Source organism: Streptomyces flaveolus, from assembly GCF_000716535.1.
Taxonomy (GTDB): Bacteria; Actinomycetota; Actinomycetes; order Streptomycetales; family Streptomycetaceae; genus Streptomyces; species Streptomyces flaveolus_A.
The window spans coordinates 429885-446177 of the sequence record NZ_JNWV01000006.1 but is presented as its reverse complement, the minus strand read 5'-3'; the positions used below and the strand labels follow the sequence as shown (position 1 = coordinate 446177).

14 protein-coding genes are annotated in these 16293 nt (G+C 72.0%); 8 read left to right on the top strand and 6 right to left on the bottom strand.

The genetic code is table 11. From position 1 onward, the window contains the following. Positions 1-221: 221 nt before the first annotated feature. The 3 genes from OO52_RS08620 (at position 222) to tyrS (ending at position 4471) form a co-directional block, all read left to right on the top strand. Positions 222-1745 carry a TldD/PmbA family protein gene (locus tag OO52_RS08620; RefSeq protein WP_030642657.1) on the top strand — a complete coding sequence of 508 codons (1524 nt, stop codon included), beginning with the start codon at positions 222-224 and terminating at the stop codon, positions 1743-1745. Then, positions 1742-3136, top strand: a complete 1395-nt coding sequence (locus OO52_RS08615; RefSeq protein ID WP_030642655.1) for a TldD/PmbA family protein — start codon at positions 1742-1744, stop codon at positions 3134-3136. The genes OO52_RS08620 and OO52_RS08615 overlap by 4 nt, the downstream gene beginning before the upstream one ends. 66 nt (positions 3137-3202) lie before the next feature. Beyond that, entirely contained in the window at positions 3203-4471 is a 1269-nt protein-coding gene (gene tyrS / locus OO52_RS08610) for a tyrosine--tRNA ligase (RefSeq protein WP_030642653.1), read from the top strand. A gap of 108 nt (positions 4472-4579) precedes the next feature. On the opposite strand, the gene OO52_RS08605 is transcribed toward tyrS, so the two are convergent. Beyond that, positions 4580-4861 (bottom strand): GlsB/YeaQ/YmgE family stress response membrane protein, encoded by a 282-nt coding sequence (locus tag OO52_RS08605; RefSeq protein ID WP_030347082.1) that lies wholly within the window; start codon positions 4859-4861, stop codon positions 4580-4582. Between the two features lie 237 nt (positions 4862-5098). Between OO52_RS08605 and OO52_RS08600 the strand changes: the two genes are divergently transcribed. Together OO52_RS08600 and OO52_RS08595 are read left to right on the top strand one after the other, a co-directional pair. Then, positions 5099-5518, top strand: coding sequence for a DUF3099 domain-containing protein (locus OO52_RS08600; protein WP_030642650.1), 420 nt, complete (start codon positions 5099-5101; stop codon positions 5516-5518). A gap of 239 nt (positions 5519-5757) precedes the next feature. Continuing rightward, entirely contained in the window at positions 5758-5976 is a 219-nt protein-coding gene (locus OO52_RS08595; RefSeq protein WP_014671880.1) for a hypothetical protein, read from the top strand. Here OO52_RS08595 and moaA read toward each other — a convergent pair. The 3 genes from moaA to OO52_RS08580 all read right to left on the bottom strand — a co-directional run bounded on the left by moaA (position 5973) and on the right by OO52_RS08580 (position 9158). Continuing rightward, positions 5973-6962 carry a GTP 3',8-cyclase MoaA gene (gene moaA, locus OO52_RS08590; protein WP_030642648.1) on the bottom strand — a complete coding sequence of 330 codons (990 nt, stop codon included), beginning with the start codon at positions 6960-6962 and terminating at the stop codon, positions 5973-5975. The genes OO52_RS08595 and moaA overlap by 4 nt on opposite strands. A gap of 187 nt (positions 6963-7149) precedes the next feature. Next, positions 7150-8805: a solute symporter family protein gene (locus tag OO52_RS08585; protein ID WP_030642646.1), complete on the bottom strand. Its 1656-nt coding sequence runs from the start codon at positions 8803-8805 to the stop codon at positions 7150-7152. Next, positions 8802-9158, bottom strand: a complete 357-nt coding sequence (locus OO52_RS08580; RefSeq protein ID WP_030642644.1) for a DUF485 domain-containing protein — start codon at positions 9156-9158, stop codon at positions 8802-8804. The genes OO52_RS08585 and OO52_RS08580 overlap by 4 nt, the downstream gene beginning before the upstream one ends. Positions 9159-9444: 286 nt before the next feature. Here OO52_RS08580 and OO52_RS08575 point away from each other — a divergent pair, with 286 nt between their 5' ends. The 3 genes from OO52_RS08575 (at position 9445) to OO52_RS08565 (ending at position 14048) form a co-directional block, all read left to right on the top strand. Next, a complete protein-coding gene (locus OO52_RS08575; protein WP_030642642.1) occupies positions 9445-10971 on the top strand; it encodes a S8 family peptidase in 1527 nt (508 codons plus the stop codon). 116 nt (positions 10972-11087) lie between these two features. Beyond that, entirely contained in the window at positions 11088-12605 is a 1518-nt protein-coding gene (locus OO52_RS08570; RefSeq protein ID WP_030642639.1) for a S8 family peptidase, read from the top strand. A gap of 66 nt (positions 12606-12671) precedes the next feature. Continuing rightward, positions 12672-14048, top strand: coding sequence for a CoA transferase (locus OO52_RS08565; protein WP_030642638.1), 1377 nt, complete (start codon positions 12672-12674; stop codon positions 14046-14048). Positions 14049-14123: 75 nt separating this feature from the next. On the opposite strand, the gene OO52_RS08560 is transcribed toward OO52_RS08565, so the two are convergent. Together OO52_RS08560 and OO52_RS08555 are read right to left on the bottom strand one after the other, a co-directional pair. Beyond that, positions 14124-15170 carry a zinc-dependent alcohol dehydrogenase family protein gene (locus tag OO52_RS08560; RefSeq protein ID WP_030642635.1) on the bottom strand — a complete coding sequence of 349 codons (1047 nt, stop codon included), beginning with the start codon at positions 15168-15170 and terminating at the stop codon, positions 14124-14126. A gap of 194 nt (positions 15171-15364) precedes the next feature. Further along, entirely contained in the window at positions 15365-16075 is a 711-nt protein-coding gene (locus OO52_RS08555) for a VIT1/CCC1 transporter family protein (RefSeq protein ID WP_030642633.1), read from the bottom strand. Between the last annotated feature and the right edge of the window lie 218 nt (positions 16076-16293).

Genomic DNA, 16293 nt, shown 5'->3' with positions numbered 1-16293 from the left:
GCGGTTGCACACATCCGCCCGAACACCTGGATGACAGGCGGCTTCATCGAAAACCTATCGGTACCGGCACGCGCACGGGCAAGCGGGCACCGACAGTGGCGCGGGGGTGTCGCTGTCGGATCCCTACAGAATGCGTCGTTCCGGGACCGAAAGGTGTGGTCCGGCGGGCCGGTCCCGCGACATGATCGGAGCCGACAGGCCACGACAGCAGGGAGACCTCCGTGCCTCATTCCATCGACGAAGCCTTCACGGCGCTTCCCCTACGGGCCCTCGCCGACGCCGCGCTCGCACGCGCGCGTGCGCTGGGGGCCGAGCACGCGGACTTCCGGTTCGAGCGGGTGCGCAGCGCGTCCTGGAGGCTGCGGGACGCCAAGCCCGCCGGGTCGTCGGACACCACCGACCTCGGGTACGCGGTCCGGGTGGTGCACGGCGGTACGTGGGGCTTCGCCTCCGGGGTGGACCTGACCATGGACGCCGCCGCCCGGGTCGCCTCGCAGGCGGTGGCCATGGCCAAGCTGTCCGCGCAGGTGATCAAGGCGGCCGGGTCCGAGGAGCGGGTGGAGCTGGCCGACGAGCCGGTGCACGCCGACAAGACGTGGATCTCGTCGTACGAGATCGATCCGTTCTCGGTGCCGGACGAGGAGAAGTCGGCGCTGCTCGCGGAGTGGAGCGCGCGGCTGCTGGCCGCGCCGGGCGTCGACCACGTGGACGCCTCGCTGCTCACCGTGCACGAGAACAAGTTCTACGCCGACACCGCCGGGACCGTGACCACCCAGCAGCGGGTGCGGCTGAATCCGCAGCTGACGGCCGTGTCGGTGGACGAGTCGAGCGGCGAGTTCGACTCGATGCGCACCATCGCGCCGCCGGTGGGACGCGGCTGGGAGTACCTGACCGGCACCGGCTGGGACTGGGACACCGAGCTGGAGCGGATCCCGGAGCTGCTGGCCGAGAAGATGCGGGCGCCGAGCGTGGAGCCGGGCCTGTACGACCTGGTGGTCGACCCCTCCAACCTGTGGCTGACCATCCACGAGTCCATCGGCCACGCCACGGAGCTGGACCGCGCCCTCGGCTACGAGGCCGCGTACGCCGGTACCTCCTTCGCCACCTTCGACCAGCTGGGCAAGCTGAAGTACGGCTCCGAGCTGATGAACGTCACCGGCGACCGCACCGCCGAGCACGGCCTCGCGACGATCGGTTACGACGACGAGGGCGTGGCCGCGCAGTCCTGGGACCTGGTGAAGGACGGCACGCTGGTCGGCTACCAGCTCGACCGGCGGATCGCGCGGCTGACCGGGTTCGAGCGGTCCAACGGGTGCGCGTTCGCCGACTCGCCGGCGCACGTGCCGGTGCAGCGCATGGCCAACGTGTCCCTCCGGCCGGACCCGGCCGGGCTGTCCACCGAGGACCTGATCGGCGGGGTCGACCGGGGCATCTACGTCGTCGGCGACCGGTCCTGGTCGATCGACATGCAGCGCTACAACTTCCAGTTCACCGGCCAGCGCTTCTTCAAGATCGAGAACGGGCGGATCACCGGACAGCTGAAGGACGTCGCCTACCAGGCCACGACCACGGACTTCTGGGGCTCGATGGCCGCGGTGGGCGGACCGCAGACCTACGTCCTGGGAGGCGCCTTCAACTGCGGCAAGGCCCAGCCGGGCCAGGTGGCGGCCGTGTCCCACGGGTGCCCGTCCGCCCTCTTCAAGGGCGTCAACATTCTGAACACCACGCAGGAGGCCGGTCGATGAGCGCCCGTACCCACAAGCCGCACGAGGTCGTCGAGCAGGCGCTGGCGCTGTCCCGGGCCGACGGCTGTGTCGTCATCGCCGACGAGCACTCCACCGCGAACCTGCGCTGGGCGGGCAACGCGCTCACCACCAACGGCGTGACGCGGGGCCGTACGCTCACCGTGATCGCGACCGTGGACGGCGCGCAGGGCACCGCCTCCGGTGTGGTGTCCCGGTCCGCGGTCACCGCCGAGGAGCTGGAGCCGCTGGTGCGGGCGGCGGAGGCCGCCGCGCGCGGCGCCGGGCCCGCCGAGGACGCGCAGCCGCTGGTCGGCGGGGTGCAGCAGTCCCCGGACTTCACGGACGCGCCCGCCGAGACCTCCTCCGCCGTGTTCGCCGACTTCGCCCCGGCGCTCGGCGAGGCCTTCGCACGCGCGCGTGCGGGCGGCCGGGAGCTGTACGGCTTCGCCAACCACGAGCTGGTCTCGACGTACCTGGGAACGTCCACCGGGCTGCGCCTGCGGCACGACCAGCCCACCGGCACGCTGGAGCTGAACGCCAAGTCCCCGGACCGCACGCGCTCGGCATGGGCCGGCCGGTCCACGCGGGACTTCAAGGACGTCGACCCGGGCGCGCTGGACGCCGAGCTGGCCGTACGCCTCGGCTGGGCGGAGCGGCGCGTGGCGCTGCCCGCCGGCCGCTACGAGACGCTGCTGCCGCCGACCGCCGTGGCGGACCTGCTGATCTACCAGCTGTGGTCGGCGTCGGGCCGGGACGCGGCCGAGGGCCGGACGGTGTTCTCCAAGCCCGGCGGGGGCACGCGGGTCGGCGAGAAGCTGAGCGAGCTGCCGCTGACCCTGCGCAGCGACCCGAACGAGCCCGGTCTGGAGTGCCCGCCCTTCGTGGTCGCGCACTCCTCCGGCGGCGACCAGTCGGTGTTCGACAACGGGCTGCCGACCCACGCCACCGAGTGGATCTCCGGAGGCGTGCTCAAGCACCTGACCACCACCCGGCACAGCGCGGGCCTGACCGGACTGCCGGTCGCCCCGGTGCTCGGCAATCTGATCCTCGACGGCGGTGACGACCGTTCCCTGGAGGACATGGTCGCGGACACCGAGCGCGGGCTGCTGCTGACCTGCCTGTGGTACATCCGCGAGGTCGACCCGGCGACACTGCTGCTGACAGGTCTGACCCGGGACGGCGTCTACCTCGTGGAGAACGGTGAGGTGACCGGGCAGGTGAACAACTTCCGGTTCAACGAGTCGCCGGTGAACCTGCTGGGCCGGGCCACGGAGGCCGGGCGGACGGAGAAGACGCTGCCGCGCGAGTGGAGCGACTGGTTCACGCGGGCCGCGATGCCCGCGCTACGCATCCCCGATTTCAACATGAGCTCTGTCAGTCAGGGCGTATAACCTCGTAGGCGTTCGTGGTCGGGTGTCACCCGGCCGCCCGAAGATCACCAAGGAGACACGAGAACCGTGACGGACATCGTCGACGAGCTGAAGTGGCGGGGGCTCATCGCCCTCTCCACGGACGAGGACGCACTGCGCAAGGCGTTCGCGGACGGTCCCGTCACGTTCTATTGCGGCTTCGACCCGACCGCGCCCAGCCTGCACCTCGGCAACCTCGTGCAGATCCTGACGATGCGCCGCATCCAGGAGGCGGGCAACCGTCCGCTGGCGCTGGTCGGCGGGGCCACGGGGCTCATCGGCGACCCGAAGCCCACGGCCGAGCGCACGCTGAACGCGCCGGAGGTCGTGGCCGGCTGGGTGGAGCGGCTGCGCGCGCAGATCGAGCCGCTCCTCCACTTCGACGGGCCGAACGCCGCGGTGATGGTCAACAACCTGGACTGGACCCAGGGCCTGTCGGCCATCGAGTTCCTGCGGGACATCGGCAAGCACTTCCGGGTCAACAAGATGATCGCCAAGGAGGCCGTCTCCCGCCGGCTCAACTCCGACGCGGGCATCAGCTACACCGAGTTCAGCTACCAGATCCTCCAGGGCATGGACTTCCTGGAGCTGTACCGGCGGCACGGCTGCACGCTGCAGACCGGCGGCAGCGACCAGTGGGGCAACCTGACCTCGGGCACGGACCTGATCCACCGGGTCGAGCCGGAGGCCGTGGTGCACGCGCTGGGCACCCCGCTGATCACCAAGGCGGACGGCACCAAGTTCGGCAAGACCGAGTCCGGGACGGTGTGGCTCGACCCCGAGATGACCACGCCGTACGCGTTCTACCAGTTCTGGGTCAACGCGGACGACCGGGACGTCTCCAAGTTCCTGCGCATCTTCAGCTTCCGGTCCCGTGAGGAGATCGAGGAGCTGGAGCGGCAGACGCAGGAGCGTCCGCAGGCGCGGGCGGCGCAGCGGGCGCTCGCCGAGGAACTGACGACGCTGGTGCACGGCGCCGAGCAGACGGCCGCGGTGATCGCCGCGTCCCGCGCCCTGTTCGGGCAGGGCGAGCTTGCCGAGCTGGACGAGCGGACGCTGGCGGCGGCGCTGTCCGAGGTGCCGAACGTCCAGGTCACCGAGCTGGCTGCGGTGACCGACCTGTTCGCCGAGGTCGGCCTGGTCGCGAGCAAGTCCGCAGCGCGCCGGACCGTGAAGGAGGGCGGGGCCTACGTGAACAACGTGAAGGTCACGGCCGAGGACGCGGTGCCGTCCGCCGGGGATCTGATTCACGGGCGGTGGCTGGTGCTGCGGCGCGGGAAGAGGAATCTGGCCGCCGTCGAGGTCACGGGCGCCTGAGCGTCGTAGGGGCGTGGGTCCGCGGGCGACTGCGGCTTCCGTCGTGGTCGCCCGCCCCCATGTGCCGTGTTCGGCGTTCCCTCCGGGGCTGTACCGGCGCTCGAAGGCTCAGGCCCGCTGGTGCTTCCGCTTGCCCAGCGTGGCCATGTACAGGGCGTCCACCGCCGCGACGATGATGATCGCGGCCACGAGCTGGAAGATGTGGCGGCTCCAGTCGATGCCGCGGGTGGCCTCCACGCCGACGGCGCGGGCGACCGCGTTGCCCACGATGGCGCCGAGCATGCCGCAGATGGTGGTCAGCCACAGGGGGCTGTGCTGCTTGCCCGGGATGATCGCCTTGGCGATGAGACCCAGCACGAATCCCACGATGATCGCCCACAACCAACCCATGGCTGCCTCCTCGTACGGCTCGACGTGAGCATTAGGGCCAGTGTGGGTCGGTCCGCCGTACGGCGCATGTCGGATTCCCCCCTTCGTGGCGGGCGTCGTCGCAGGCTGGGGGTGCCCCGGTCTCGAAGGCGGCGCGGGCGCGGCGTAACGTGGGAGGTGTCCCGGCCGGTTTCCCCGCCGGAGGTGGACGAGGGTGCGGGCCGGGGAGAGTCCGATGCGGGCGGATGGTGGAATGTGATGCGGAAACAGCACGGCGGCAGCGGCCAGGTGTTCCGGATCACCGGCGCCCGGACCGGACTCGCCGAGGATGTGCGGGGCCGGCAGCGGCGGTACGTGATCTCCATGTCGATCCGTACCGTGTCGGTGATTCTCGCGGTCTCACTGTGGAACGTCGAGCGGTACGTCGCGATCGTCGCGCTCGTACTCGGCGCGGTGCTCCCCTACATCGCCGTGGTCATCGCCAACGCGGGCCGGGAGAAGCCGCCGTCTCTGCCGTCCACGTTCGTCACCGCGCCGATGCGGCCGATGATCGCGCCGTCGGCGCCCGAGGACGGACGGGCGGACTCCGCGTGGGAGTCCGTGCGGGAATCCGCGGCGGAGGACGTGCCGACGAATCCGGCGCCCGGAGCGCGCGGTGAGCGCGCCGACCCGGTCTGAGCACGGCGGACGCGCCGGAAACGGAATGCGACCCTGCGCCAAGCTCAAGAAAAGCTCAGATCAATCCTGTTGTTCCGGTGCCGGGCGGCGGGGTACCCGTGACATACTGCGTACGCGCTCCGCATCCCCCGTCGGAGCGATGGACCGACGCCGGGCAGCTCCCCCCGTGGCTGCCCGGCGTCGCCTTGTTTGAGCCCCTTCCTGTACGTCCCTTCCTCAGACGAACCCGAGACGAACCCGTGAGTGACGAGACCCCGATCTGCTCCGCCAAGGGCTGCCGTGCCGCCGCCGTGTGGGTGCTGGCGTGGAACAACCCGAAGGTCCACACGCCGGAACGGCGCAAGACATGGCTGGCCTGCGAGGAGCATCGCGAGCATCTGTCGCAGTTCCTCGGGGTGCGCGGGTTCCTGAAGGACGTCGTCGCGTTCGACGAGTGGCGGGCGGCCGAGGGGGCCTAGCCGCCGATCGCGGACATCGGGCGGTCCGGCTGGACGAACGACGGGTCGTCCAGGCCCGCTCCCGCCTTCTTGCCCCACATCGCCAGGCGCCAGATGCGGGCGATCTCCTCGTCCGGGGCGCCCGAGCGCAGCGCGGCGCGGAGGTCGGTCTCCTCGGTGGCGAACAGGCAGGTGCGTATCTGGCCGTCGGCGGTGAGGCGGGTGCGGTCGCAGGCCGCGCAGAACGGCCGGGTGACCGAGGCGATCACGCCGACCCGGTGCGGGCCGCCGTCCACCAGCCAGCGCTCCGCCGGTGCCGAGCCGCGCTCGTCCGCGCCCTCGGGGGTGAGGTCGAAGCGGGTGCGCAGCGAGGTGAGGATGTCCCCCGCGGTGACCATGCCCTCGCGCTTCCAGCCGTGCTGGGCGTCCAGGGGCATCTGCTCGATGAAGCGCAGTTCGTAGTCGTGTTCCACCGCCCAGGCGAGCAGGTCCGGTGCCTCGTCGTCGTTCATCCCCGGCATGAGGACCGAGTTGACCTTGACGGGGGTCAGGCCGGCTTCGCGGGCGGCCTCCAGGCCCTCCAGCACATCCTTGTGGCGGTCGCGGCGGGTGAGGGTCTTGAAGACGTCCGGGCGGAGGGTGTCCAGGGAGACGTTGACCCGGTCGAGGCCCGCCGCCTTCAGGGCGGTCGCGGTGCGCCTGAGGCCGATGCCGTTGGTGGTGAGGGACATCTGCGGGCGCGGCTCGAGGGCCGCGACGCGCTCGACGATGCCGACCAGGCCCGGGCGCAGCAGCGGCTCACCGCCGGTGAAGCGGACCTCCTCGATGCCGAGCGTGCGGACCGCGATGTCGATGAGCCGGACGATCTCGTCGTCCGTGAGCAGGTCGGGCTTGGCCAGCCACTGCAGGCCCTCCTCGGGCATGCAGTACGTGCAGCGCAGATTGCACCGATCGGTCAGCGAGACCCTCAGGTCGGTGGCCACTCGGCCGTAGGTGTCGATGAGCACGTGGGCCCCCTCCCTCTCCCGGTCACTCATTCTCGGTCGCGCGTGCGTCGTCCGTCACCTGCGAGCCTACGTGACGCCGCCGACATCGACAGCGGCACGATCCCACGAGGTACGGCGCGACCGCGTCGTAGGACCGTACAGTCCGTGACGACGCGGTCGTCCGCGCGCACTGTGCGTGGGATGTCCGTCAGTGCGCTCCGGTGCCGGTCAGGGACCGCACCTCCAGTTCCGCGTACTTGCCCGTGTCCGGGGCCTCCTTCGACAGCAGAGTGCCCACGACGCCGAGGAGGAAGCCGACCGGGATGGAGATGATCCCGGGGTTCTCCAGCGGGAACCAGTGGAAGTCGACGCCGGGGAACATCGAGGTCGGCTTGCCGGAGACCACCGGGGAGAACAGCACCAGGCCGACCGCGGTGACCAGGCCGCCGTAGATGGACCACAGGGCGCCCGTGGTGGTGAACCGCTTCCAGAACAGGCTGTAGAGGATGGTCGGCAGGTTGGCGGAGGCGGCGACCGCGAAGGCGAGGGCGACCAGGCCGGCCACGTTCAGGTCGCGGGCCAGGGCGCCGAGCACGATGGAGACCGCGCCGATGCCGACGGTCGCCCAGCGGGCCGCGCCGAGCTCCTGTTTCTCGGTGGCCTGGCCCTTCTTGATGACGTTCGCGTAGATGTCGTGGGCGAACGAGGACGACGAGGCCAGGGTCAGGCCGGCGACGACCGCGAGGATCGTGGCGAAGGCGACGGCGGAGATGCTGGCGAGCAGGATGGCTCCCCAGTTGGAGTCGACGCCGCCCAGGTGCAGGGCCAGGAGCGGTGCCGCCGTGTTGCCCGCCTTGTTGGAGGCGATGATCTCGTCCGGTTTGATCAGTGCGGCGGCGCCGAAGCCGAGGGCGAGGGTCATCAGGTAGAAGGCGCCGATCAGGCCGATCGCCCAGATGACGGACTTCCGGGCGGCCTTGGCGGTGGGGACCGTGTAGAAGCGGATCAGGATGTGCGGCAGGCCGGCGGTGCCCAGGACCAGGGCGATGCCGAGCGAGAGGAAGTCCAGCTTGGTGGTGCCGGTGGCGCCGTACTTCAGGCCGGGCTCCAGGAAGGCGCTGCCCTTGCCGCTGCTGTCGGCGGCCTTGCCGAGCAGGTCGGAGATGTTGAAGTCGAACTTCAGCAGGACCAGGAAGGTGAGCAGCAGGGCGCCGATGATCAGCAGGACCGCCTTGACCATCTGGACCCAGGTGGTGCCCTTCATGCCGCCGATGGTGACGTACACGATCATCAGTACGCCGACCAGGGCGACGATGCCGATCTTGCCTCCGTCGCTGGTGATGCCCAGCAGGAGCGAGACGAGGACGCCGGCACCCGCCATCTGGGCCAGCAGGTAGAAGATCGACACGACGATCGTCGAGGTGCCGGCGGCCGTGCGGACCGGGCGCTGGCGCATCCGGTAGGCCAGCACGTCGCCCATGGTGTAGCGGCCGGAGTTGCGCAGCGGCTCGGCGACCAGGAGCAGGGCGACCAGCCAGGCGACGAGGAAGCCGATGGAGTACAGGAAGCCGTCGTAGCCGAACAGGGCGATGGCGCCGGCGATGCCGAGGAAGGACGCGGCGGACATGTAGTCGCCGGATACGGCGAGGCCGTTCTGGAAGCCCGTGAACTGCCGTCCGCCGGCATAGAAGTCGGCGGCGTCCTTGGTCTGCCGGCCGGCCCAGACGGTGATGACGAGGGTCGCGGCGACGAACACCGCGAACAGGGTGATGATCAGCGTCCGGTGCTCGCTCGCCTCGCCGGCGGCGAGCAGGGTGTGCGATGCCCGGCCGGTGGCCGACAGGGTGTACTGCGCGGGGCTCATGCTCCGCCCTCCATCCGGGACTTGATGGCCTCGGCCTTCGGGTCGAGCTTGGCCGCGGCGTGCCGCGCGTACCACCAGGCGATGAGGAACGTGGTGAGGAACTGGGCGAGGCCCAGGACGAGGGCCACGTTGATGTTGCCGACGACCTTGGTGCCCATGAAGTCGCCCGCGTAGTTGGACAGCAGGACGTACAGCAGGTACCAGGCGATGAAGGCGATGGTCAGCGGGAAGGCGAAGGAGCGGTGGGCGCGGCGCAGTTCACCGAACTCCGCGCTCTGCTGCACCTCGGTGAACTCCTCGGTGGAGGGAAGGGAAGCTGGGTGTTTCGCGGGTGGCGGTGTCTCGGTGGCCACGGGTTCTCCTCGCGTGACGGACATGCGCTGTCTGGCTTCACAGAACCGGGCTTACGTTACCGGTAGTCGCCGTACGACTCCGCTGTGTGAACCCGGTGTGGGGGGAACCGGCTTCGACGGGCCCCCCGTCCACGGTCACGGCGCCCCGCGCCGACCGGTTCAAGTCCGCCGGGCTCTTTCGGAGATCGAGTGCGGGCGGATAGCTTCGGCCTGCACCGCCCGTCATGCACCTGCCCGAACACGACCGTGTCCGGGCGGTTTCGTATCCGGATGATGTGGAGATCCCATGGCTCATCTGCGCTCCAGACGCCGGCTCGCGCTCGCCGTGCCCGTCGTGCTGTCGCTGACCGCCTCGCTCGGCTTCCTGCCGTCGGTGGCCTCGGCGGCGCCCGCCGCGGGCACGGTGGCGCGGGCGGCGGACGGCCCGAATCTCGCCTACGTGGTCAACACCCGTACGGACGACCGCACGGTCGCGTCCGTGCGGCGGGAAATAGCGCGCAACGGCGGCACGGTGGTGGCCGGTTACGACCGGATCGGCGTCGTCGTCGTCCACTCCGCGAACCCGGACTTCGCCGCGCGGATGCGGGCGGTGCGCGGGGTCGACTCCGCGGGCGCCACCCGGACCGCGCCGCTCAGCGCGGCCGGCACGACGGACGAGGGCGCGGCGCAGGTGCTGTCCCGGGCGGAGCGGGCACGGCTCGCGGCGAGCGCGAGGGCGGGCGAGGAGCCGCTGGAGGCGGACCAGTGGGACCTGCGGGCGATCGGCGCCGACCGCGCCGCGAAGGTGAATCCGGGCAGCCGGAACGTCACGGTCGGGGTCATCGACACGGGCGTGGACGACACCCACCCGGACATCGCCCCGAACTTCTCCGCGTCCCAGTCGGCGAACTGCGTGAACGGCAAGGCGGACACGACGTACGGCGCGTGGCGGCCGGCGGACGCCGACCACTACCACGGCACCCATGTGGCCGGTGAGATAGCCGCCGCCCGCAACGGCATCGGCGTGGCCGGTGTGGCGCCGGGGGTGAAGGTCGCGAGCATCACGGTGGCGCAGCCGGACGAGACGTCGCTGTTCTACCCGGAGAGCGTGGTCTGCGCGTTCGTGTTCGCCGCGGACCACGGCATCGAGATCACCAACAACAGCTACTACGTTGATCCGTGGCTGTACAACTGCATGGACGACCCCGATCAACGTGCCATCGTCGACGCGGTCAACAGGGCCCAGTCGTACGCCCAGCGCAAGGGCACGCTCAACGTCGCCTCGGCGGGCAACTCCAACGACGACCTGGACGCCGACGCCCTCGTGGACGACTCCAGCCCCGACGACTCCACGGCCCAGACCCGCACGATCGACCCGCACGAGTGCTTCGACGTACCGACCCAGCTGCCCGGTGTGGTGACCGTGAGCGCGGTGGGCGTGAAGGGCACCAAGTCGTACTACTCCAGCTACGGCCAGGGCGTGGTCGACGTGGCGGGGCCGGGCGGCGACAAGTACCAGATCCCGGACACGCCGTCGAAGAACGGCCGCATCCTGTCCACCATGCCGAACGACCAGTACGGCTTCCTCCAGGGCACCTCGATGGCCTCCCCGCACGTGGCCGCGGTGGCCGCGCTGCTCAAGTCGGCCCACCCGCACGCCACTCCGGCCCAGTTGCAGGCGCTGCTGAAGGCCCAGGCGGACAACCCCGGCTGCCCGGCCGGTCCGTACGACGGTGACGGCGACGGGGTCGTGGACGCGACCTGCGCCGGCGGCAAGCGGGTCAACGGCTTCTACGGCTTCGGTGTCGTCAACGCGCTGCGCGCGGTCGACTAGCCGTCCGGCGGCCCGCACGCCCCGGCCGCAACCCGCACACCGCCGTCGGTGACGGCATTTCACCAGGCATCCCGCACGACGCGCTCCTACCGCGAACCGAACTGGAGAGAACACCCATGACAGCGCCCAAGCCGCGCTACCGCCGCGCCCTCGCCCTGCCCGCCGGAATGGCCCTCGCGACGGCACTCGCGTTCCTGCCCGGCGTCAACGCGTCCGCCGCCACCGGCACCCCGACGGCCTCCGCCGACGGGCCCACGCTCAGCTACATCGTCAACGTCCGCCCGGGACACGCCGTGTCGGCGCGTGTCCAGCAGGCGATCGCCGAGGCCGGCGGCTCGGTGGTGATCGCCTACGACCGGATCGGCGTGATCGTGGCCCACTCGGCGAACCCCGGTTTCGCCCAGCGAATCCGCTCCGTACGCGGGGTGGACTCGGCCGGGGCCACTCGCAACGCGCCGCTGCCCGCCCAGTCCACCACCGACATGGGCACGCCGAGGACACTGAGCGCCGAGGAGGCCGCCCACGTGGCGGCGGCCGACGGCCAGGACCCGCTGGAACCGCTCCAGTGGGACCTGCCCGCCATCAAGGCCGACAAGGCGCACGAGAAGACGCTGGGCAGCCGGGACGTCACGGTCGCCGTCATCGACACGGGCGTCGACGACACCCACCCGGACATCGCGCCCAACTTCGACCGTGCCGCGTCCGCCAACTGCGTGTCGGGCAAGCCGGACACGGCGGACGGCGCCTGGCGGCCGAGCGCCTCGGAGAGCCCGCACGGCACGCATGTGGCGGGCGAGATCGCCGCCGCGAAGAACGGCGTGGGCGTCACCGGTGTGGCACCGGGCGTCAGGGTCGCCGGCATCAAGGTCGCCAACCCGGACGGCTACTTCTACACGGAGGCCGTGGTCTGCGGCTTCGTGTGGGCGGCCGAGCACCACGTCGACGTGACCAACAACAGCTATTACACCGACCCGTGGTACTTCAACTGCACCACCGACCCGGACCAGAAGGCGCTGGTGGACGCCATCACCCGGGCCTCGCGGTACGCGGAGCGCAAGGGCGCGGTCAACGTCGCGGCGGCGGGCAACGAGAGCTACGACCTCGCGTCCGACTCGATCACCGACCCGGTCTCCCCGAACGACGGCACGCCCTCGGACCGGGTGATCGACCCGCACGAGTGCTACGACATACCGACCCAGCTGCCGGGTGTCGTGACGGTGGCGGCGACGGGCGCCAAGGGCCTGAAGTCGTCCTTCTCCAACTACGGCCTCGGCGTCATCGACATCGCCGCGCCCGGCGGCGACTCCACCGCCTACCAGAAGCCCGAGCCCCCGGCGACCAGCGGCCTCATCCTGGGCCCGCTGCCGGGCGGCAAGTGGGGCTACATGGCCGGTACGTCCATGGCGACGCCGCATGTCGCCGGTGTCGCCGCATTGATCAAGTCAACCCATCCGCACGCCTCCGCGGCCCTCGTGAAGGCGCTGCTGTACGCCGAGGCCAACGCCACGCTGTGCACGGACCCGTACGACATCGACGGCGACGGCAAGGTGGACGCGGTGTGCGAGGGGTCGAAGAACTACAACGGCTTCTACGGGCGGGGCACGGCGGACGCGCTGGCCGCGGTGACCCGGTAGCCGTACGCCGGAACCACGTCGGCATCCGTCCATATATTGATTGAGTCAATACTGCATAGTGCAGTCATGACTGCAATCAAGTACGCGTGGTCCGCACTGGGCGGCGATCCCGCCCCTCTCGCACGGCTCACCACCGTCGCGCGGGAAGGCGCGCTCCCGGCGCGCCTCCCCGTACGGCAGCTCGCCCGGGCGTGTGTCGGCGCGTGCGCGCTGGCCGCCGCGGAACTCGCGGCCCACCGGGCCGGGCTCGCCGAGGTGCCCGGCGTCCGGGTCGACGACGGCGCGGTCGCCACCGCCTTCCACAGCGAGCGGCTCCTGAAGGTCGGCGGCCGGGCGCCGGTCGTCTTCGCACCGCTGTCGCGGTTCTGGCGCACGGCCGACGGGTGGGTGCGCACGCACGCCAACTACCCGCACCACCGGGCCCGGCTGCTCGGCGCGCTGGGCCTGCCGGCGGACGCCTCGGTCGAGGAGGTCGCAGGCCGGCTCGCCGAGCGTTCCGCCCAAAAGGCCGAGGAAGCCGTCCAGGGCGCCGGCGGCCTCGCCGTGGCCCTGCGCACCCCGCAGGAGTGGCGGACGCACCCGCAGGCCGCCGAAGCGGCCGCACGGCCGCTGGTCGAGCGCGCCCGGCTGGATTCGGCACCCGCGCGCGTGCTGCCGCCGCTGGACCCGGCCGCCGCCGCCCTGCTGCCCGCCGCCGGGCTGCGCGTCCTGGACCTGACCCGGGTGCTGGCGGGCCCGGTCGCCACCCGCACCCTGGCCCTGCTCGGGGCGGACGTGCTGCGCGTGGACGCCCCCTGGCTGCCGGAACTGCCGGACCTGCACGCCGACACGGGCTTCGGCAAGCGGTCCGCCACGCTCGACCTGGCCGCCGGCCGGGACACCTTCGAGGAACTGCTGCGCACCGCCGACGTCGTGGTGACCGGGTACCGGCCGGGGGCGCTCGACCGGTTCGGTCTGGCACCGCGCGCGCTGGCCGAGCGGAACCCCGGCCTGGTCGTGGCCCAGGTGTCGGCGTGGGGCGCGTACGGGCCGTGGGGCGGGCGGCGCGGCTTCGACAGCCTGGTGCAGGTCGCGACCGGCATCGCGGTCGCCGAGGGCTCGGCGCAGCGGCCCGGGGCGCTGCCCGCGCAGGCGCTGGACCACGGCACCGGCTATCTGCTGGCGGCGGCCGTGCTGCGGGCGCTGACCGAGCAGTCGTACGACGGCGGGAGCCGGCTGGTCCGGCTGGCGCTGGCCCGGACCGCCCACTGGCTGACGGACGGCACCCTGTCCACGGCGGCCGAGGGGGCGCCGTACGCGGGCCCGGACGCCTGGCTGACCGAGACGGACAGCCCCCTGGGCCGCCTCCGGCACGCCCGCCCGGCGGTGTCCTTCACCGGCGGCCCCGCCGACTGGGCACGGCCCCCGGTGCCATGGGGGACGGAGCCGGCGGAGTGGCGGTGACGGGGCGGACGGAGCGGCGGTGACAGGTTGAATCCGTCGTTGACGGGGTTGATCCAGTCCTGATCCGGTGCTGGATCAGCCGTTGGTCACCAGCACCTTGAGCGCGGTGCGCTCGTCCATCGCCTTGTAGCCGGCGGGTACGTCCTCGATGCCGACGGTCATGTCGAACACCGGCGAGGGGTCGATCGTGCCGTCGAGCACGTCCGGCAGCAGGTCGGGGATGTAGGCGCGGACCGGCGCGACACCACCGCGCAGGGCGAGGTTCCGGTCGAACATCACGCCGAGGTCCAGGCCGGTGCCGCTGCCGTGGGGCACGCCCACGAAGCCGATGGCGCCGCCGTCGCGGGTGATGTTGACGGCCGTCCGCATGGACTGCTCGGTGCCGACCGCCTCCACGACGGCGTGCGCGCCCTGCCCGCGGGTCAGCTCGCGGACGGCCTCGACGGCCGCGTCCCCGCGTTCGGCGACGACGTCGGTGGCGCCGAACCGGCGCGCGATGTCGGTACGCACCTCGTGCCGGCCGAGCGCGATGATCCGCTCGGCGCCGAGCCGCTTGGCCGCCAGGACGGCGCACAGGCCGACCGCGCCGTCCCCGACGACGGCGACCGTGGCGCCGGGCCGGGCACCCGCGCCGAGGGCCGCGTGGTGGCCGGTGCCGAGGACGTCGGAGAGGGTCAGCAGGGCAGACAGCAGGTGGTCGTCGGAGGCCGCGTCCTTGGGGAGCTGGACGAGGGTGCCGTCGGCGAAGGGCACGCGGACGGCCTCGCCCTGGCCGCCGTCGTAGCCGACGGAGCCCCAGAAGCCGCCGTGTTCGCAGGACGTCGTCAGGCCCTCGCGGCAGTAGTCGCAGACGCCGTCGGACCACATGAAGGGCGCGACCACCAGGTCACCGCGCCGGACGGTGCTCACCTCGGAGCCGGTCTCCTCCACGACGCCGAGGAACTCGTGCCCGATCCGCTGCCCCGGCTGCCGGGCCGCCTCGCCCCGGTAGGCCCACAGGTCGCTGCCGCAGATGCAGGCCCGCAGCACCCGCACCACGGCGTCGGTGGGCAACTGCACCACGGGCTCGGGCACGTCCTCCACGCGCAGTTCGTACGGGGCGTGGATGGTGGTGGCGCGCATGGCGGGGATCCTTCTCGTGCGGGGTCTTACGGGGTCGTGCGGTCTCGCGCAGGGTGGTGCGAGGGGACACGGGCCGTACGGTGTCGTACAGGCTCGTGCGGTGTCGTACGGTGACCGGGCGCCCGGGGTGCCGGGCCCACCTCACCGTACGCCGGGGCCGCCGCCGGGCGCACGGCCAGGGGTGATCCGTCCGGTCAGACCCCCGCCGCCCCCAGCAGGCTCCCCGCCGCGTACGTCACCGCCATCGCCAGGGCCCCGCCCGCCACGTTGCGCAGGACCGCGCGTTTCGGGGCCGCCGCGCCGAGGCGGGCGCTGCTCCAGCCGGTGAGGGTCAGGGCGGCCAGGACCGAGACGACGGTGACGGCGAGCCGCCAGCCGGCCGGTGGCAGGACGATGGCCAGCAGGGGCAGCAGCGCTCCCACGGTGAACGACAGGAAGCTCGCCCAGGCCGCGTGCCAGGGGTTGGTCAGCTCGTCCGGGTCGATGCCCAGCTCCACGCGCGCGTGGGCCCTCAGCGCGTCCCGCGCGGTGAGCTGTTCCGCGGCCTCGCGGGCCACCTCGCGGGACAGACCGCGCTGCTCCAGCAGCTCGGTCAGCTCCCGCAGTTCGGCCTCCGGCTGCTCGCGCAGCTCCCGTTTCTCCACGGCCAGCGCGGCCATCTCGGAGTCGCGCTGGGTGGAGACGGAGACGTACTCGCCGGCCGCCATGGACATCGAGCCGGCGAGCAGGCCGGCCAGTCCGGCGGTGAGCAGGGCGCTGCGGCTCTCGGTCGCGCCGGCCACGCCGACGACAAGCCCCGCGGTGGACACGATGCCGTCGTTCGCGCCGAGCACGGCCGCCCGGAGCCAGTTCAACCGGGCACCGAGCGTGCCGCCGTGGGGCTCGTCATGGGTGGGTTCCGTCACAGCAGCGAGGATCGCATCCCGGGGTCGGGGCCGCCCCACCGACGCCCCGCGCGCGGGCGGCGGCCGCTCGCGTCGGCCGCCGGTGCCGCGCGGAAATTCGCTGGCGCCCGAACTGCCGTACGCCTACTGTTCCTGATCGCGGGGGCGGCTCCGCCGGCGTGCTTCCTTCTCTTCCCACCCTTGGAATCCGCAGCGCGCCCACTCTCCGCCCCCGCCTC